The 17,885-nt window shown below is 66.7% G+C and carries 21 protein-coding genes and 1 tRNA gene; 13 read left to right on the forward strand and 9 right to left on the reverse strand.

Features of this window, described 5'->3' with window-relative positions; all coding sequences use genetic code 11:
* Positions 1-9: 9 nt before the first annotated feature.
* Entirely contained in the window at positions 10-258 is a 249-nt protein-coding gene (locus tag MHN84_RS00370) for a hypothetical protein (RefSeq protein WP_241202658.1), read from the reverse strand.
* A 102-nt stretch (positions 259-360) separates the two neighbouring features.
* On the reverse strand, positions 361-858 hold the full coding sequence (locus MHN84_RS00375) for a helix-turn-helix transcriptional regulator (RefSeq protein WP_308192896.1): 498 nt from the start codon (positions 856-858) through the stop codon (positions 361-363).
* 244 nt (positions 859-1,102) lie between these two features.
* On the opposite strand from MHN84_RS00375, the gene MHN84_RS00380 reads away from it, so the two are divergent.
* The 5 genes from MHN84_RS00380 to MHN84_RS00400 all read left to right on the forward strand — a co-directional run bounded on the left by MHN84_RS00380 (position 1,103) and on the right by MHN84_RS00400 (position 4,088).
* Positions 1,103-1,984, forward strand: a complete 882-nt coding sequence (locus MHN84_RS00380) for a hypothetical protein (protein ID WP_241202660.1) — start codon at positions 1,103-1,105, stop codon at positions 1,982-1,984.
* A gap of 62 nt (positions 1,985-2,046) precedes the next feature.
* Complete coding sequence (locus MHN84_RS00385; protein WP_241202661.1) at positions 2,047-2,481, forward strand: hypothetical protein; 435 nt, start codon at positions 2,047-2,049, stop codon at positions 2,479-2,481.
* Entirely contained in the window at positions 2,469-2,687 is a 219-nt protein-coding gene (locus tag MHN84_RS00390) for a DUF3263 domain-containing protein (protein WP_241202662.1), read from the forward strand. The genes MHN84_RS00385 and MHN84_RS00390 overlap by 13 nt, the downstream gene beginning before the upstream one ends.
* A 32-nt stretch (positions 2,688-2,719) precedes the next feature.
* The gene (locus MHN84_RS00395; RefSeq protein WP_241202663.1) at positions 2,720-3,169 is read left to right on the forward strand and encodes a hypothetical protein; all 450 of its coding nucleotides are present in this window, start codon (positions 2,720-2,722) and stop codon (positions 3,167-3,169) included.
* Between the two features lie 484 nt (positions 3,170-3,653).
* A complete protein-coding gene (locus MHN84_RS00400) occupies positions 3,654-4,088 on the forward strand; it encodes a hypothetical protein (RefSeq protein WP_241202664.1) in 435 nt (144 codons plus the stop codon).
* Between the two features lie 12 nt (positions 4,089-4,100).
* Here MHN84_RS00400 and MHN84_RS00405 read toward each other — a convergent pair whose 3' ends face one another.
* The 4 genes from MHN84_RS00405 to pgm form a co-directional block, all read right to left on the reverse strand.
* Positions 4,101-5,231: a site-specific integrase gene (locus MHN84_RS00405; RefSeq protein ID WP_241202665.1), complete on the reverse strand. Its 1,131-nt coding sequence runs from the start codon at positions 5,229-5,231 to the stop codon at positions 4,101-4,103.
* 149 nt (positions 5,232-5,380) lie between these two features.
* A tRNA-Ala gene (locus tag MHN84_RS00410) sits at positions 5,381-5,453 on the reverse strand.
* Between the two features lie 56 nt (positions 5,454-5,509).
* On the reverse strand, positions 5,510-6,772 hold the full coding sequence (locus MHN84_RS00415) for an MFS transporter (RefSeq protein WP_241202666.1): 1,263 nt from the start codon (positions 6,770-6,772) through the stop codon (positions 5,510-5,512).
* Positions 6,769-8,403, reverse strand: coding sequence for a phosphoglucomutase (alpha-D-glucose-1,6-bisphosphate-dependent) (pgm, locus tag MHN84_RS00420; protein ID WP_241202667.1), 1,635 nt, complete (start codon positions 8,401-8,403; stop codon positions 6,769-6,771). Before pgm ends, MHN84_RS00415 begins: the two co-directional genes overlap by 4 nt.
* 72 nt (positions 8,404-8,475) lie before the next feature.
* Between pgm and crcB (MHN84_RS00425) the strand changes: the two genes are divergently transcribed.
* The 3 genes from crcB (MHN84_RS00425) to MHN84_RS00435 are packed head-to-tail and all read left to right on the forward strand — an operon-like array spanning position 8,476 to position 10,249.
* Complete coding sequence (gene crcB, locus MHN84_RS00425) at positions 8,476-8,871, forward strand: fluoride efflux transporter CrcB (protein ID WP_241202668.1); 396 nt, start codon at positions 8,476-8,478, stop codon at positions 8,869-8,871.
* Positions 8,868-9,233 carry a fluoride efflux transporter CrcB gene (crcB, locus tag MHN84_RS00430; protein WP_241202669.1) on the forward strand — a complete coding sequence of 122 codons (366 nt, stop codon included), beginning with the start codon at positions 8,868-8,870 and terminating at the stop codon, positions 9,231-9,233. Before crcB (MHN84_RS00425) ends, crcB (MHN84_RS00430) begins: the two co-directional genes overlap by 4 nt.
* Entirely contained in the window at positions 9,230-10,249 is a 1,020-nt protein-coding gene (locus MHN84_RS00435) for a DUF190 domain-containing protein (protein WP_241202670.1), read from the forward strand. Before crcB (MHN84_RS00430) ends, MHN84_RS00435 begins: the two co-directional genes overlap by 4 nt.
* Here MHN84_RS00435 and MHN84_RS00440 read toward each other — a convergent pair whose 3' ends face one another.
* Positions 10,250-10,624, reverse strand: a complete 375-nt coding sequence (locus MHN84_RS00440) for a hypothetical protein (protein WP_255729764.1) — start codon at positions 10,622-10,624, stop codon at positions 10,250-10,252. It abuts the gene before it with no gap.
* An 84-nt stretch (positions 10,625-10,708) separates the two neighbouring features.
* Between MHN84_RS00440 and MHN84_RS00445 the strand changes: the two genes are divergently transcribed.
* Complete coding sequence (locus MHN84_RS00445; protein WP_241202672.1) at positions 10,709-10,897, forward strand: hypothetical protein; 189 nt, start codon at positions 10,709-10,711, stop codon at positions 10,895-10,897.
* Between the two features lie 3 nt (positions 10,898-10,900).
* Here MHN84_RS00445 and MHN84_RS00450 read toward each other — a convergent pair whose 3' ends face one another.
* The gene (locus MHN84_RS00450) at positions 10,901-11,839 is read right to left on the reverse strand and encodes a DUF808 domain-containing protein (protein WP_241202673.1); all 939 of its coding nucleotides are present in this window, start codon (positions 11,837-11,839) and stop codon (positions 10,901-10,903) included.
* 178 nt (positions 11,840-12,017) lie between these two features.
* Here MHN84_RS00450 and MHN84_RS00455 point away from each other — a divergent pair, with 178 nt between their 5' ends.
* The 3 genes from MHN84_RS00455 to MHN84_RS00465 all read left to right on the forward strand — a co-directional run bounded on the left by MHN84_RS00455 (position 12,018) and on the right by MHN84_RS00465 (position 13,846).
* Positions 12,018-12,764, forward strand: a complete 747-nt coding sequence (locus MHN84_RS00455) for a hypothetical protein (protein ID WP_241202674.1) — start codon at positions 12,018-12,020, stop codon at positions 12,762-12,764.
* Positions 12,765-12,836: 72 nt separating this feature from the next.
* Positions 12,837-13,160 (forward strand): hypothetical protein, encoded by a 324-nt coding sequence (locus MHN84_RS00460; RefSeq protein WP_241202675.1) that lies wholly within the window; start codon positions 12,837-12,839, stop codon positions 13,158-13,160.
* 8 nt (positions 13,161-13,168) lie between these two features.
* On the forward strand, positions 13,169-13,846 hold the full coding sequence (locus MHN84_RS00465) for an HAD family hydrolase (protein WP_241202676.1): 678 nt from the start codon (positions 13,169-13,171) through the stop codon (positions 13,844-13,846).
* Here MHN84_RS00465 and MHN84_RS00470 read toward each other — a convergent pair.
* Positions 13,836-16,658, reverse strand: coding sequence for an RND family transporter (locus tag MHN84_RS00470; RefSeq protein ID WP_241202677.1), 2,823 nt, complete (start codon positions 16,656-16,658; stop codon positions 13,836-13,838). The two genes, MHN84_RS00465 and MHN84_RS00470, sit on opposite strands and share 11 nt — an antisense overlap.
* Positions 16,659-16,918: 260 nt before the next feature.
* On the opposite strand from MHN84_RS00470, the gene MHN84_RS00475 reads away from it, so the two are divergent.
* On the forward strand, positions 16,919-17,884 hold the full coding sequence (locus MHN84_RS00475; RefSeq protein WP_255729725.1) for an ATP-dependent DNA ligase: 966 nt from the start codon (positions 16,919-16,921) through the stop codon (positions 17,882-17,884).
* Position 17,885: the final 1 nt, after the last annotated feature.

Here is a 17,885-nt window from a genome sequence, read left to right on the forward strand (position 1 = left end):
GGCCGTTCTCTATGGGCTGGCGGCGGCTACTGCTCCGCACTCGACGTTCACGCGCCGCCCGGACGGGCTGAGCGCGACGGTGATGCGACGTCCGTTCGGGACATGGGTGACGACGCGGCCGGTGTACTTCACGGTCGACTGGCGCTCGGGGCACCACGTCGAGAACACGACCGGCTCACCCTGCCGGTGGTGCTCGAGCGCGCACGGAGTCACCAGAGGGCGGGTGTCGTAGACGGCAGTGACAGGTCGGCTGCTCATCCGGCCAACCGCCTACGGCTCGTGCGGGTCATCGAAGACACCTGCGGAACCGCGGGTACTTCGACACTCGACGGACGGAGCAATTCGATAGCTTTTTCCACGTCAGCCTCGGTTGCTCGCCACTGACGGCCGGCCTTGTACCCGGGTAGCCGCGGCTTTGCCTCTCCGCGTAGGCGTTTCGTCAGCCACTGAATCTTGAAGGGCTCGACTGACCCGATTGGGTCGGCCCTGTCGGGGCCCGGACCGAGTACCGCCGCCGCGTACTCCTTGAGGTTCAGCGTGTTGGGCGCTGCCATTCGTCACCTCCGCTTGTTGTTTGCCGGAAAGCTGCTCACTAGGCGACTGGAGGACCTCAAAAAGGATCTCGGTGGGGACTTCGAGGGCCTCCGCGATTCGATCGGCGGTCTGCGGCGTGCAGCTCCGGCGGCGACCGGCCAGGAGGTGATTGATGAAGCTTGGATGGACGTCGGCGTATCGGGCTAACTGTCGACCCGATCGCTTCTTGGTTTCTTCGGGACCGACGAGGGCTCGGAGAAGCTCCGCGCTTTTGAGTCTCATGTAGGTGCCCTTCGGCCAGCGTCTGTATCGGCTTCGCGCCATGTCTGTTGCTCCAAGTCTGCTCGGTAGGCGTCTATCTGTCAACTAGCAAGCGATATTTAACTACTACCGGTAGGCGGTCGTCAAGAAAATGACAGCTGTGTAGTTTCCCTGGCTGCAGTTTTGGTAGAGAATCAAGGCAAGAGCTTGGTAGGCGGCTATAGGTCGTCCCGTTGCTTAAAAGCGATAGGCGACTAGCGAGGTGCACGCGTTGCGAGATAACCGAGGCCAAACGCAGGGTGCAGCTATGCCATCGCTTGGTGCACTGATAACAGCTCGCCGAAAAGCCTTGAGCCTGACTTACGACGCCTTGTCGGAGCGATCGGGCAACGCGTTGAGTAAGCAGCGATGGCAGCAACTCGGAACCGATACAAGAGTGAATGAGTTTCCGGAACCTCGAACGCTAGAACTCATTGCAGAGACCATCGGCGTAGGCGTCGACCGGGTGATTCTGGCGACTGCTGTCACGCTCGGCGTAGATATACCAAACCAACGGTCGACATTTGCCACCATGCTCCCGCCGAATGCAGACGAATTGACTGAAGAGCAACGCGACGCAGTCATTGCAGTGATTCGGGCCATGCGGCCACCAGCCAGCACTGAGGTCGTAGATCCAGCCGTTGGGACCGGTGGCTTCATTCGCGCGGTCCAATCGGCGGTCCAGTCAATCGATTCGATTCGCCAGACCAGCCTTCTCGAGCATTATGCCGAGATGTACCGCCGGGCTCTGCCATATGCGCACAATGCAGTCTTGCAGCGCCAAGCTGTCGAAGTACTCGATGCAGAAGCAGGGCCCAGCGTGCAAGTCGCGCCCGAGATCTCGGACGCCAAGTACACGCAATACCTCGCCGCGCGTCTTTCTACGCCCAACCAGGGCGGCGACTTCGAGCTGCACGCGAACGTCGACTTATCAGAAGGCGACCTCGAATTGGCGCAACGACGGTATAGGCGCGAATTCGCCGAGCTTGCACTTTACCGAGAGCTTCGCACCGTTGGCGCCCCACGCCGCGAGGACTATGCCCTTCAGCACCTTGCGGCTGCCGCCCGGACAGGCCACGAAGCCTCACAGGGCCGTCGCCGACGCGACGACCAAGACCGCGCGGCTGAGGCGGGTCAGGACATCCGGTGAGTTGGCATAGGTAGCTGCTTCTCACAACCTCGTTGTCGGACCTCTCCCCTACGTTCGCTCCCATGGGGAAATACGACCCGTGGGGGGATCTCAGCCAACGGACATATCTCAGCGTGGAGTTCGTCGACCTGCCGAATCAACGTCGGGGCATCATCTGTGGCGATGTGATCCGGATCGACCGGCATCAGTTGCAGGTTGAGCGGCGGTGCACGATTGCGCATGAGCTGGTGCATGACGAGCGCCAGGTGTTTCCGGCAGACGCGGTGATGCGAGCCAAGGAAGAAGCTCTCGTCGAGCGCACTGCGGCCCGCCGGCTGATCGAACTTCCCGACCTCGTCGACGCTCTGCGCGCGTGCTCGTCTCGCTACGCGGAAGAACTCGCCGACCACCTATGGGTAGACCCACCCATGCTCGCGGCCCGCATGGCCGATCTCGACCCGATTGAGGTCGCCGAACTTGAACATCACTTGGAGGACCAGTGGCTGTGGATACCTTGACCGACCGCGAGCGCGAGATCCTCGACCTTGAGCGGCAGTGGTGGGCCACGGCGGCGGGCAAGGAAGACGCGATTTGCGAAATGGGTCTGACACCCACCCGCTACTACCAATTGCTGAACCGGTTGCTCGCGACCGAGCGGGCGGTCGCATATGCGGCGGTGACCGTCAGCAGGTTACGTCGGATCGCAAAATGCGATTTGCGGTAACAGGCCGCGGGTGCGCGTCGATACTTGACTACATGAGGGGGATCTCGGTAGTAGCGACCGTGTTCGCGACTTTGCTGTCAGGAACTGTGCTGTCTCCCGTTGCGGCGCAGGCGGCGTGTGTTTCAGGCACGCAGTATGTCGACGACGTTTCGGAAATTACCTATGGCTGCCTAGGCGGGGTATGGGAGGCGATCGGGGACGTGCCGCCCGCCAAAGTGCCTCTCATCGTCGAAGCGCCGACAGGATTCTTACCAGGGAGGTACTCGGTGCCGGGTGAGATGACATGGGGTACTTGGACGGCGCGCACCCGTGAAGGCGCTTATCCGTCGTGCATGTACTCGACCTACACGCACGACGGCATACTCATCGATGCGTACGTCGGCGGGTTTGACGGGGGGCCACTAGTCGCCGAGCTGTATTCGCCCGCCATAGCCACCTTCCGTGGCAGCGACAACTGCACGCCCTGGACCAAGGTCAGCTGAGAGGGAGTCCCCGCCATGAGCTTGCGAGCGTTTATTGCGCTGGTAGGAATCTTGACGGCAGTCGCTGGCGCGGTGTTCTTGATCGCTGTGCCTATTAGTCTCGTCGACAGTCAGGGCGATTCCTTGCGGTGCGGGACTGGGGCTGGACGAGATGAGAGCGCCGCCGCGGCGTATGCGCAGAAGCAGCAGCTCGACAGTTTGGCTGCAACCCTTGACCGCACAACGGGATCGGTCACTGGACCCGGTTATGGGACGCCGATCGGCGGTTACGTCCAGCGTGCCGCACCCGACTGCGATGGCGCGCTCGCTACGCGCCGTATGTGGTCAATACCCCTGCTAGTCGGCGGACTCGTCATCCTGGTCGGCGCGATAACGGTTCGAAGCTCCGAAGCAAGCCGGGACCACCACTAGCCTCCGAAGCTTGGCCCACAGGCTGGTGGCGAACCGACTCCAATCAGGCCGACCTCGCCGTAGGATTTCGCGGATGAGGGGGCAACTCACACTTTTGGTGTCGGTGCTAGCCGCGCTTGGTGTCGCGGCGTGCGCGAACGGGTCTACCGAGACAAAGGTCAGCACGACGACGGTCACGCGTTTCGTCCCGACTCCCGATGCAGAGGGCGCTGCGCCAACGGCGGCAAGCTCAGACGTTCCCGCCCCGATCGCGCCGGCAGGCTCGGTAATGAGCACTGACGGCATGTATGTGGTCGGATCGGACGTTGCGCCAGGCACGTACAAATCCGCGCCGACCATGGAAAACGGTTACCCGTTTTGCACGTGGAAGCGGCTTAGCGATTTCAGCGGCAGTGACGAATCTGTTATCGCCATCGACAATCAGCCAGGACAGACGTTCGTAACCATCGCGCCCACCGACCTTGCCTTTGAAACCCAGAGCTGCCAGCCATGGGTAAGAGTGGGCTGAACCCGAAGAAGACTAACCCTTCAGCACCGCGTCCATCGCGGCGGCGTTGCCGACCCCGCTTGAGCGGTCCAGGTGACCGTAGACGTCGACAGTCGTCTGGATGGATTCGTGGCCTAACTGCTGCTGTACCGCGGGGATGGGCCGGCCGGCCTGCAGAAGCCATGACGCGCAGGTGTGCCGGAGGTCGTGGAGCCGCGGTGTCTTGGTCAGCCCTCGTTCTTGGGCGCGCGCGATCGCGGGCTGCCAGACGTTCGGCTGGAACGAGTGGATGCGGACCGGGCCGGTGTCGGCGCGGGTGACGCCGTCGGAGAAGTTGCCCTTGCCGCGGCCGGAGTTGGTGAACACCCACTCGCCGGTCAGGTCGAGCTGCTCGAGCACGCGGGCGGGCACGTTGATGGTGCGTACGCTCTTGCGGGTCTTGGTGGTGCCGAGGGTGTAGCCGCCGGCGCCGGTCTTCCACGCCTTACTGATCCGGACGGTGCCGGCTGTCAGGTCGATGTCGCCGGGTTGGAGCGCGGTTGCTTCGGACCAGCGCGCGCCGGTGGAGACGAGGAATTCGACAAGTGGCTGCCAGTAGGCGGGCACGGCGGCGAGCAGGGTCTGGAACTCGGCGGGGGTGAGGAACACCATTTCGCGGCGCAGCCACGTGGGGTTGCGGACGTCTTCAGCCGGGTTGGTGTGGATGGTCCCGGCCTTCACCGCAGCCTTGAGGGCACCGGAGACGAAGTCGCGTTTGTTCTTCACCGTCTTGGCCGACGCCTTCTCGGCCATGGCGTTGACCCACTTCGCGACGTCCTCTTTCGTTAGCGCGGTAAGGGGGATGTCGCCGATCGGCGCGAGGTCGTTGCGGACGTAGGCGCGGTACCGGTTGATGGTGCCGGCCTGGATGCCAGTGAGGTGGTCGATGTACTTGGTGAGGTACTGGGCGAGGGTCTGGGACTGGCGCGGTGAGGCGACGATGTTCAGGATCTGGCGGGCTTTGTCGGCGCCGACCTGGTTGGCGAGTTGCTTGCAGTGCTCGGCGTCGGCGCGGTCGTTCCAGCTCGCGATGCACTCCTGCTTGCCGGTGCGGCCGCCCTCCCGGCAATACACCGAGTAGTAGGGCGACCCGTCGCGCCGATACCGAGTACGGACGTAGGCCATCAGACCATCCGCCGGGCGGTGCTGTCCGCTACCCCGTGGTTTGAGTCCACTTGATCAGCATAAACGGTTTCGTGCTGTCCGTTCGTGCTGTCACGCGGTACGCTGATCGTGTCCGGTTGATCTACCAGCGGTTTCCCGCTGGATTTGAGTGGAGCTAAGGGGATTCGAACCCCTGACCCCCACACTGCCAGTGTGGTGCGCTACCAACTGCGCCATAGCCCCTGATTGTTGTGCTCATCGAAGCTACACCACGACCCGGTGTCGCTCAAAATCGCAGGTCACGGGCATTCCCCGCCGGCTTCGGGTCCCAGTGGGCGCACCTCGGTCCGTTCCCGTGAGGCTCGCGGCCGCGTTTCCGGCGCGAACACCCAACCGATGCAGGCGACGCCCAGGATGACGCCACTGACCAGGAACGCCAGCCCGTACGACGTGTACTGCGCGATCAGTCCGACCAGCAGGGAGCCGCCGATCGATCCGAAGTCCGCCATCATCTGGAACGTCGCGATCGCCGTCCCGCCGCGCGACTTGCTCCCGACGACGTCGGCGACCGCCGCCTGCTGCGGCGAGACGAAGATCCCGGTGGCCGCACCGGCGACGTAGGCCGCCACCAGGAACACCGGCAACGACGTGGTGAAACCCACCAACGCCGTCGACACCGCCGCCAGGCTCAGCCCGAAGATCAGCAGCTTGCGCCGCCCCAACCGATCGGACAGATATCCGCTCGGGATGACCACCGAGATGTTGCCGACCGCGAACGCCGTCAGCGCCACCCCGGCCGCCCCCGGCCCGCGACCGAGCACCTCCACCACGAACAGCGGCACCAGCGCGATCCGCAGCCCGAACGACGCCCAGCCGGTGGCGAAGTTCGACAGCAGCGCCGCCCGATACGCGCGATGTCGGACCACCGCGCGGAACGGGACGGGCGCCTCGACGTCGTCGTCGGAACGGGTGATCACCGTGGAGTTGCGCAGGCTGACGAACACCACTGTCGCCGCGACCAGCAACGCGGCACCGTAGATCAGGAACGGCGCCGAAAGCCCCAGTCCCGCGGTCAGACTGCCGAGGATCGGTCCACCCACCGAGCCGATCATGAATCCGGACGAGAACAAGCCGGCGACGCGTCCGCGCGCGTCCGGAGGCGAAATGCGAATCATCAACCCCAGCGACGACACCGTGAACATCGCCGACCCGACGCCGCCGAGGGCGCGAAAAACCAAGAGCTGCCAATACGTTCCGGCGAACGCACACGCCGCGGTGGACACCGCGACGATCAACAGGCCGGTGATGTAGACCCGCCGCTCCCCCAGCCGCTGCACCAACATCCCGGCCGGCGGCGCGCCCACCAGCCGCATGACCGCGAACGCCGTGATCACGAAAGTGGCCGCACTGATGCTGACGCCGAAGTGCCGGGCGTACTGCGGCAGCACCGGTGCGACCACGCCGTAGCCCAGCGCTACCACCACGTTGGCGGCGACCAGAACCCACACCTCGCGCGGCAGGCGAGGCGTCGTCCGAGCGTCGCCGTCGGCGACAGAACTCACGAAATGACCGCCGACACCACTTCCCGCGCCGCCTCCTGCACCTCGGCGAGATGGTCAGGGCCGCGGAACGATTCGGCGTAGATCTTGTACACGTCCTCGGTGCCCGACGGCCGCGCCGCGAACCACGCGTTCTCCGTCGTCACCTTCAGTCCGCCCAGCGGTGCCCCGTTGCCGGGCGCGGTCGTCAACTTCGCGGTGATCGGTTCACCCGCCAACTCGGTGGCGCTCACCTGCTCGGGTGAGAGCTTGCCCAGCCGCGCCTTCTGCTCGCGGTTGGCCGGCGCGTCGATGCGCGCATACGTTGGCGCACCGTATTTCTCGGACAGTTCGCGATAGCGCTGCGACGGCGTCGAGCCGGTCACCGCGAGCATCTCCGAGGCCAGCAGCGCCAGGATGATGCCGTCCTTGTCGGTGGTCCACACCGAACCGTCGCGGCGCAGGAACGACGCCCCGGCGCTCTCCTCGCCGCCGAAGCCGATCGTCCCGCCGACGAGCCCGTCGACGAACCATTTGAAGCCCACCGGGACCTCGACCAGCGTGCGCCCCAACCCGGCCACCACCCGGTCGATGATCGAGGAGCTCACCGCGGTCTTGCCGACCGCCGTGTCGGCGGCCCAGTCCGGCCGGTGCGCGAACAGGTAGTCGATCGCGACGGCGAGGTAGTGGTTGGGGTTGAGCAGTCCGCCGTCGGGGGTGACGATGCCGTGCCGGTCGGAGTCGGCGTCGTTACCGGTCGCGATCTGGTAGGCATCTCGATTGGCGATCAACGAGGCCATGGCATTCGGGGAACTGCAGTCCATCCGGATCTTGCCGTCGGTGTCGAGCGTCATGAACCGCCACGTCGCGTCGACGAGCGGGTTGACCACGGTGAGCGAGAGGTTGTGCCGCTCGGCGATCGCACCCCAATAATCGACGCTGGCGCCACCCAGTGGGTCGGCGCCGATGCGGATGCCCTCGGCGGAGATGACGTGCATGTCGACCACGTTCGGCAGGTCGGCCACGTACGCCTCGAGGTAGTCGTGGCGCTGCACCGTCGTCAGCGCCCGCGCCAGCGGCACGCGTTTGACGCCCTTGCACCCATCACGCAGCAGCTCGTTGGCGCGCCGAGCGATGACGCCGGTGGCATCGGTGTCGGCGGGCCCGCCGTTGGGTGGGTTGTACTTGAACCCACCGTCGCGCGGCGGATTGTGCGACGGCGTGACGACGATGCCGTCGGCCAGCGCGGTGTCGCGGCCCCGGTTGTAGGACAGGATCGCATGGCTGACCGCCGGCGTCGGGGTGTAGCGGTCAGCCGAATCGATCATCGTGACAACGTCATTGGCTGCCAGCACCTCCAGCGCCGACACCCAGGCCGGCTCGGACAACGCGTGGGTGTCGCGCCCGATGAACAGCGGACCGGTGGTGCCCTGGGCTGCGCGGTACTCGACGATGGCCTGCGTGGTCGCCAGGATGTGCAACTCGTTGAACGCCGCGTCGAGACTCGACCCGCGGTGGCCCGACGTGCCGAAGGCGACCTGCTGATCGACGTCGTCCGCATCCGGGACGACGGAGTAGTACGCCGTCACCACCGCAGCGATGTCGATGAGGTCGTCGGGTTGCGCCGGCTGGCCGGCACGTGGGTTCGCAGCCATGGATTCGATTCTGCTACGCCGCGCGCTCACGCAACACCGGGGACCGGTGTCCGATCTTCGATACTGTGCGGCATGGCTTCAGACCGGCGGGAGTTGGCCGCGGTGTTCGCGGGCGGAGCCGTCGGCACCCTCGCGCGCGCGGGGCTGGAAGAACTCGCGGCCTCTGATCCGGCGCGCTGGCCGTGGCCCACGTTCACGGCCAACATCGTCGGCGCATTCCTGCTGGGGGTCTTCGTCACCCGCCTGCTCGAACGGCTGCCCGTGTCGAGTTACCGCCGGCCGTTTTTGGGCACCGGCATCTGCGGCGGGCTCACGACGTTCTCCACCATGCAGGTGGAGACCCTCAGGATGCTCGAACACGGCCACTATCGCCTGGCTGTGGCGTACACCGTGGCCAGTGTCGCCGCGGGTCTGGTGGCGGTCTATCTGGCGACGGCGCTCGTCCGCCGGGTCCGGACTCGGCGATGACCGCGTTGCTGTGGATGGGCGTCGCGCTGCTCGGAGGCGTGGGCGCGCTCGCTCGCCTGACCGTCGACAAGGCGGTGTCACGACGCATCGACAGGCCGTTCCCGTTCGGCACGCTGGTCGTCAACGTCAGCGGCGCTTTCCTGCTCGGCGCGTTGGCCGGATTGGCGCTGCCCCCGCACCTGGCGCTGTTGGTCGGCACGGCCTTTGTCGGCTCGTATACGACGTTCTCGACATGGATGCTCGAAACACAGCGCCTGGCCGAGGAGCGCCAGTTGGTCTCGGCGCTGGCCAACATCGGCCTCAGTGTGGCCTTTGGCTTGCTCGCCGCCTGGCTCGGCCACCACGTGGGAGCGACATTGTGACCGAAATACACACCCTCACAGCCTATTTCGCCGAGCGACAGCGCAGCCGCGGCCGTTTCCTGGCTGATGCGCTGCTCGAGGTCTGCGCACGCGAACACCTCGCCGCCAGTATCTGCCTGCGCGGCATCGCGGGGTTCGGCACCACGCATGTGCTGCGCACCGACCGCTCCTTGACGCTGTCCGAGGACCCGCCGGTCACCGTGACAGCCGCTGATCGGCCCGAACGGATTCGCGCGCTGGCCGACGCCGTTGTCGAGCTGCCGGCGCGCGGATTGATCACCCTCGAACGGTCGTGGGTGGCACCCAGCGCACCGCCGGGCGACGGGGCGGTGCGGCTGTCCCTTCTGCTGGGACGAAAGCAGCAGGTCGCGGGTGCGGCGGGGTTCGTGACGGTGTGCGAGATCCTGCACCGCCGTGGCTTCGTCACCGCTGACGTCTTCCTCGGCGTCGACGGCGTCGTCGCCGGGCAGCGACGCCGAGCGCGCTTCTTCGGCCACAACACCGACGTGCCGGTGCTCGTCACCGGTGTCGGTGCGCGTGCACAGGCGGTGGCGGCGATCGACGAGCTCGCCACCCTGGTGGACACGACGCCGATCAGCATCGCACCCGTCGTGGTCTGCAAGGTCGAGGGCCGCACCGTGGCCGATCCGCCCGGCAACTGGCGCTCGCACAAACTCACGGTGCACACGAATGAGGACTCCCGCCATGACGGTCGTCCCGTGCACCGCGAGCTGACGGCTCGGCTGCGCGCGACCGACCATGCCGCCGGCGCCACCACGCTGCGCGGGCTGTGGGGATTCCGCGGCGGTCAACGCCCGCACGGCGACCGCGTCCTGCAGATCGGGCGCCACGTCCCGGTGACGACCACGCTGCTGGGCACCGGCAGCACACTCGCCGCCGATTACGCCGTCGTCGACCGGGTGACCGCAGAGCACGGCGTGGTCACCTGCGAGCCGGTGCACGCTCTGATCGCTGTGCACGACGGCCGTCGGCAGGGCACGCTGACCCTCGACTGATCAGAGCGTCAGCATCCACACACCGCCGACGGCCAGCGCGACCACCTTGACCACTTCCAGGCCGACATAGGCGAGGTGCGCCCGCGATCGCGGCGCCTCCCCGCCCGCCAGCACGCGATCGGATCGCCGGCTCAACGCCGGACGCACGAGCAGGACCTGGACCGCCAACAAGGCGACAGCGAGCATGGCGGCGATCGACGCGCCACCGGCCACCTCGGCGGTCAGCACGCCGGCGACCACCACCACCGCGAGGACCCCCTCGCAGGCATTGAGTGCACGAAAGACCAGTCGCCCGATACCGAGCCCGACGGGCACTGTGACTCCCGGCGCCCGGAACTTCAGCGGGGCCTCCAGGAACGAGATCGCCAGCACCATGCCGAGCCAGGTGAACGTCGCCGCGATGGCGACCGCGGAACCAGCGTGCACAGCGGCGAGCTTAGGTGGTGGCAGGCTGAGGCGATGGACCGTGTCGCCGAACTGCAGCGCTGGGCTGATTCGGGTGCCGTGTGGGAGGTGATCGGACGCTCCGCCGGCACCGTCACCGTCGCGCTGCTGCGCTGCGACGGAGGTGAGGAAGCGTCGCGCTTCACCACCTCCGATCCAGCGCTGCTGGCCCACGTCGCCGACCGCAGGAGCAGCGACGACTGAACGTCAGGCGTGGGATTTCTTCTTACCGAACGGCAGCACCGACACGATCCCGACGACGAGCGCACCGACGACGAGCCCGATCACCGCGGAGGCGGCGGTGTTGACCAGCCAGGCCAGTACCGCGCCGACCCCGCTGACGTGGTGCACGTACTCCTCTGCGTGGTGCACCAGCGAGTAGGGGCCGTGCCAGCCGAGCGTGTCGGTGCCGACGAGCAGGATGTGCCCGCCCACCCACAGCATCGCCGCCGTTCCGACGACGGACAGGGCACTGAGCAGCTTCGGCATGCCGGTCACCAGCGCGCGCCCGACGCGGCCGACGAAGCCGGTCGATCGCTGAGTGAGGCGCAGACCGACGTCGTCCATCTTGACGATGCCTGCGACCACGCCGTAGACCGCCGCCGTGATCACCACCGCGACGACGAGCAGAATTATCAGGCGTGGCCAGAACGATTCGGCGGCAACCTCGTTCAGTGCGATCACCATGATCTCGGCGGACAGGATCAAGTCGGTCCGGATCGCGCCGGCCACCATCTGTTTCTCGGCATCCGGCCCCTGGGTGGCGGCGGCCTGCTGATGGCCCTCGTGGCCGAGGAGCTTGCCGAGCACCTTCTCGGCGCCCTCGTAGCACAGATAAGTCGCGCCGAGCATCAGGATGGGGGTGAGCAACCACGGCGCGAACTGACTGAGCAGCAGGGCCGCCGGCAGGATGAACACGATCTTGTTGCGCAAGGAGCCGACGGCGATGCGCTTGATGATCGGCAGCTCTCGCTCAGCGGTGATGCCGTGCACGTACTGCGGCGTGACCGCGGTGTCGTCGATGACGACCCCGGCCGCCTTGGCGGTCGCCCGTCCCGCCGCCGCCCCCAGATCGTCGACGGACGCGGCCGCCAGCCGGGCCAGTGCCGCGACATCGTCGAGCAGCGCGAACAGTCCCCCGCTCATCGGACAGTCCCCATCGCACCTGCGGCCATGGCCGGAAGGTTACCCGCAGCCGCCTCCCAGGACTCTCCCAGCGTCGAACCGCCGCACGAGCTCTCACCGGTTGTCACCACTGGGTGCTACTTTGCGCTCAGATCGCCGGGGGGCAGCGCGACGGGATCGCCGAAACGGGGGGTGCCACATGCCGAAGGTCGTCCGCCCGTGGCTCACGGCAGGGGTGGCCGTCATCGGGGTGGGCACCATCGTCGCCGCACCGCCACCATCCTCGGAAGGCTCAGTGCGCGTCGAGAATTCGGCAGTCGTGCAGAATCCGACGCACAACCCGCTGCACTATTACCCCGACGTGCTGTCTCGGTCGGTGGCCAACGCCGGACATCTCGTTGACGAATACCTCGAGCAGCCGCTGCCGATCGTTCGAGCGATCGCCGACAACGAGCGCCGCGGCGTCGTCGAGGTGTTCCGCGCCGCCGCCGAGCTGAACCCCGAAGCGTTCGCGCACGCCGTTCTCGCGGCGGCGAATCGGCCGGTCGCGAGCCTCGCACGCGTCGTCGGCAGCGGCGAGCCGTTCCGGACGGCCAACAGCATGGTGGTCCGACTCACCGTGCCGGCAGCCAGTGGTGTTCTGGCCGGCGCGGCGGGCACGGCCGAGATCGTCGACGCGGCGGCCGACCTCGATCCCGTCCGTGTCGCCGGCGGACTGGTGAACCTGCCCGCCCGTACTGCCGACGGTCTGCTCAACGGCCGCGTGGACGGTGGGCGTGACGAGTACTTCGGCCTTCTCGGCTCTGTCGTCGAAGCCCCCGTGAGCGAGGACATCTCCGGGCCGGTCGACTATCTCATCCGTTCGCTGCGAGACATCGGCGACACGATCGCGGCACCGGCGCCGCAGAACGACACGGCTGCCGAAGCCGACGCACCGTCGGAGTAGTGCAGCGCCGAAGAGTTTCGGGTCGCGGAGGCTCGGGTATCTGCGGGGCACCCTGCGACAGATTGGTGGCTCATGAAATCCCATCCGAGGACTCGACTGGCCGTGTTCGGCGGCGCGACGCTTCTCGTGTTCGCCGTCGGCTGCGGCGGCGGTGACGGCGGCGACTCGAGCAGCACGTCGTCGACGACCGAGAGCAGCACCACGAGCACCACCAGCACGTCGGTGCCGGCCAGTACCGCGCCCTCGATGAGCACCAGCCCCGCGCCCGGTGGCGCGACGGGCGGCGGCGACGCCAACGGTGGCGGCGGCTCCATCCCCGGCGGCCCGACCGGCAGCGGCGGACCCGGCGGTGGCGGCGGCTGCGTGCCCGGCGTCGGCTGCATCTCGGTACCCTGAGCCGGCTGATGTCACAGCCTGCTGTCCTGTTCGATGTCGATGGCACCCTGGTGGATTCGAACTATCTGCACATCTACGCCTGGGTCCGCGCATTCGAGGCCGAAAAAGTGAACGTCGAGGCGTGGCGCATTCACCGGTGCATCGGCATGGACGGCACGACGTTGGTGAAGACCCTGGCCGGCGACGGGGCCGGCCAGGGGCAGCTCGATCAGCTCAAGGATCGGCACAGCGAGTTCTACAAGGAGAGCGCCCATCTGCTGACTCCGCTGCCCGGTGCGCGGGATCTGCTGCGCCGAGTCGCCGACCTGGGCTTGCAGGTGGTGCTGGCGACATCGGCGCCCGAGGACGAATTACGCACGCTGCGTGAGGTTCTGGACTGCGACGATGTGGTGTCCGAAGTCACCTCGTCCGAGGACGTCGACACGGCCAAACCGCAGCCCGACATCGTCGAGGTGGCGCTGAGCCGGGCCGGCGTCTCCACCGCCGAGGCGGTGTTCGTCGGCGACGCGATCTGGGATTGCGAAGCCGCCCGCCGGGTGGACCTGACCTCGCTGGGCGTCCTCACCGGTGGCGTGTCGAGAGGCGAATTGTCGGATGCAGGTGCGGCAGCCGTCTTCGAGGACACCGCCGACCTGTTGGCGCACCTGGACAGCACGCCGATCGGAGCGCTCGCCGCTACTGCCTGATGGCGGCCAGTCTGCGTCGCGACGCGGGACTGCTCACGTGCTGCGGCCACCAGAACCACCGGCCCAGCATCGTCGCCATCGCCGGCGTCATGAACGATCGCACGATCAGCGTGTCGAACAGCAGGCCCAGCGCGATCGTCGTGCCGACCTGAGCCATCACCGCCAGATCGCTGAAGGCGAACGAGGCCATGGTGAACGCGAACACCAGCCCCGCCGAGGTGACCACAGACCCGGTGCCTGCCATCGCACGGATGATGCCGGTCTTCAGACCGCCCTCACGCTCCTCCTTGAACCGCGAAACGATCAGCAGGTTGTAGTCCGAACCGACGGCGAGCAGCAGGATCACCGACATCGGCAGCACCATCCAGTGCAGTTCCAGGCCGATCAGGTGTTGCCACAAAAGGATGGACAGACCGAAGGACGCTCCGAGGGACAGCAGGACGGTGCCGACGATCACCGCCGCGGCGATCACGGCGCGCGTGATGATCAGCATGATGACGAAGATCAACGTGACGGCGGCGATTCCCGCGATCAGCAGGTCGTATTGTGAGCCGTCCTTCATGTCCTTGTAGGTGGCCGCGGTCCCGGCGAGGAAGACCTTCGAGCCCTCCAGTGGCGTGCCCTTGATCGCTTCCTTGGCCGCCGTCTTGATCGGGTCCACCTTGTCGAGACCCTCGATGGTCGCCGGATCGCCCTCGTGGCTGATGATGAAGCGCACCGACTTGCCGTCGGGCGAGATGAACTGCTGGATGCCGCGCTGGAAGTCCTTGTTGGCGAAGACCTCTGGGGGCAAGTAGAACGAATCGTCGTTGCGGGAGTCGTCGAAGGCCTCCCCCATGGCCGACGCGTTCTCCTGCTGCGCCGCCATCTGGTCCTGCATGCCCTTCTGCGACTGGTACATCGTCAGCATCATCGACTTCATCGACCGCATGGTCTCGATCTGCGAGGGCAGCAACTCGACCAGTTGCGGCATCAGCGTGTCGAGGCGCTCCAGGTCGGGAACGATCGCGGCGATGTCGTCGCTCATCGTGTTGATGCCGTCGAGGGTGTCGAACACCGACCGGATCGCCCAACACACCGGGATGTTGTAGCAGTGCGGTTCCCAGTAGAAGTAGCTGCGCAGCGGACGGATGAAGTCGTCGAAGTTGGCGATGTTGTCGCGCAGGGTGGCGACGTCGACGGCAGTGTCCTTCGTCTTCTCGACCATGCGATGGGTGGTGTCGCGCATCTGCTGGGTGATGCTGTACATCTTCTGCATCGTGTCGATGGTCTTCTGTATCGCGTCGGCCTGGGTGAGCATGTCGGCCATCCGGTCCTGCTGATACTTCTGGTTCAGCTGGCTCAGGGTGCCCTGCACGCTCATCTGGAACGGGATCGTGCTGTGCTTGATCGGCTTCCCGTCGGGGCGGGTGATCGTCTGCACGCGCGCGACACCGGGCACTCGGAACAGCGCCTTGGCGATCTTGTCGATGACGAGGAAATCGGCCGGGTTGCGCAGGTCGTGGTCGCTCTGCACCATCAGCAGTTCGGGGTTCATCCGCGCTGTGCCGAAGTGGCGATCGGCCGCGGCGTACCCGATGTTCGCCGGGATGTCGGCGGGCAGGTAGTTGCGGGCGTCGTAGTTGGTCTTGTAGCCCGGCAGCGTCACGAGTCCGACCAGCGCGAGCGCCAGAGTCCCGGCCAGCACCGGTCCGGGCCAGCGGACCACCATCACGCCGACCCGACGCCAGCCGCGGGAGCTGATCGCACGCTTGGGGGCGAATGCTCCGAAGCGGCTCGCCACCACCACCACGGCGGGCCCGAGCGTCATCGCCGCCAGCACGGCCACCAGGGTGCCGACTGCGCACGGCACACCGAGCGAATTGAAGTACGGCAGCCGGGTGAAGCTCAGGCACGACATGGCTCCCGCGATCGTCAACCCCGAGCCGAGGATGACGTGGGCGGTGCCGCTGAACATGGTGTAGAACGCCGACACCCGGTCCTGGCCGGCGCCGAGCGCTTCCTGATAGCGCCCGATGGCGAAGATCGCGTAGTCCGTCCCCGCTGCGATGACCATCAGTACGAGGAGGTTCACCGCGAAGGTGGACAGCCCGATGACGTTGTTGATCGCCAGGAACGCCACGATGCCGCGGGCCGCGCCGAGCTCGATGAACACCATGAACAAGATCAGCAGCATGGTGACGACGGATCGGTAGACCAGCAGGAGCATGACCGCGATGACGCCGATGGTGATCAGCGTGACCCGGAAGATGCTCCGGTCGCCGGCGTGCGCCTGGTCGGCGATCAGTGGCGCCGGTCCGGTGAGGTAGGTCGTCATACCCGGTGGTGCGGGTGTGGAGTCGATGAGTTCGCGCACCGCGGCGACGGACTCGTTGGCCAGCGGTTCGCCCTGGTTCCCGTGCAGGTTGATCTGCACGTAGGCGGCTTTGCCGTCCGCGCTCTGCGCGCCGGCAGCGGTCAGCGGATCGCCCCAGAAGTCGGCCACGTGCTGGACGTGGGCTGTGTCGGCCTCGAGTTTGTCGACCAGGGTGTCGTAGTAGCGGTGCGCTTCGTCGCCGAGCGGATGATCCCCCTCGAGCACGATCATCGCGGTGCTGTCGGAGTCGAACTCCTCGAAGTTCTCCCCGATCTGCTTCATCGAGATGTAGGCGGGACCGTCCTTGGCGGCCAGCCCCACGGTGCGGTCCTCGCCGACCTTCTCCAGCGACGGCAGGAGCACGTTCGTCGCGACCGTGAGCGCGAGCCAGCCGAGCAGAATGGGCACCGCGAGGGCGCGGATGACGCGCGCCACCCCCCTGTGCTCATTCGCCATCGTGCATCGTCCCCATCAAGTGCGACCTCGCCATTTCCCCGGCCCGTTCCCGGCCCGTTCCGGACCTACGTCGTGGAGCCGCCCGCGCATCACCCGGCGCGCCGAAGATACATACAACTAGCTCATCAAATCATTCGCTGTCGATCCGGGCAGACGTTACCGGTTCGCCACAGTGCCTTCGACCGACTGTCCTCGAATCTCAGCGATGTCCCGGAATGTCCGGGAATGTCATTGTTGCGTTTGCTCCGTAGGCTGTCGTGATGTCTCCCGAGCAGCGTGCCGGGGTGGAACTGACCAACCTCGAGGCGCCCCTCGCCGACGACGCCGGAGCGACGAAGCGCGACCTCGTCGACTACCTGGATGCCATCGCCGACCGGATGCTCCCGGTGTTGACCGACCGCCCCCTGACCGTCCTGCGCGCGCTGCGCGGCCGCGCCCCGTTCATGCAGAAGAACCTGCCGGCGTACACGCCGGAGTGGGTGCCGAGCGTGCAGATGTGGGCCGAGGCTTCGCACCGCGACATCCGCTACCCGCTCTGCAACGACCGTCGCACGTTGATGTGGTTGGCCAATCAGCGGGCGATCGAATACCACCCGGCGTTGGGCTTGGCCGCCGACGTCCACCGGCCGACCCATCTGATCCTCGACCTCGACCCGCCGGACGGCGCGGATTTCGCGGTGGTCGTTTCGGCCGCGACGTTGGTGCGCCGGGCGCTGGCGGACGCCGGGTTGTCGGGTGCGGTGAAGACCAGCGGTTCGCGGGGTGTACACGTCTTCGTCCCGCTCGATCTCGGTGGGCTGCAGACCCCGGGTGAGGACGTGGCCGCGGCGACGCGCGCACTCGCGGCTCGGGCCGAGGCGCTCGATCCGTCGATCGCGACCACGGCGTTCATCGTCTCCGATCGGGCCGGCAAGGTGTTCATCGATGCCACCCGCTCCGGCGGCGCCACTGTGGCCGCGGCCTACAGCCCCCGGTTACGGCCCGGGACGCCGGTGTCGTTTCCGGTCGCGTGGTCGGAGCTGGACCGCGTGCACCCCACGGACTTCACGATCACCACGGCGGTGCAGCGCCTGGGCGGCCGGGATCCGTGGGCAGAAGAGATGCCGGCAGCTCAACGGCTGCCCGACGATCTGATCGCGCAGGGGCGGACGATTCCGGTCGCCCGGGTGGCCGCGATGCACGAAGGGAAGCGACGCGCCCGGGCCCGCCGTCAGACCGACACCTGAC

It is taken from the genome of Mycobacterium sp. PSTR-4-N (assembly GCF_022348085.1).
Taxonomy (GTDB): domain Bacteria; phylum Actinomycetota; class Actinomycetes; order Mycobacteriales; family Mycobacteriaceae; genus Mycobacterium.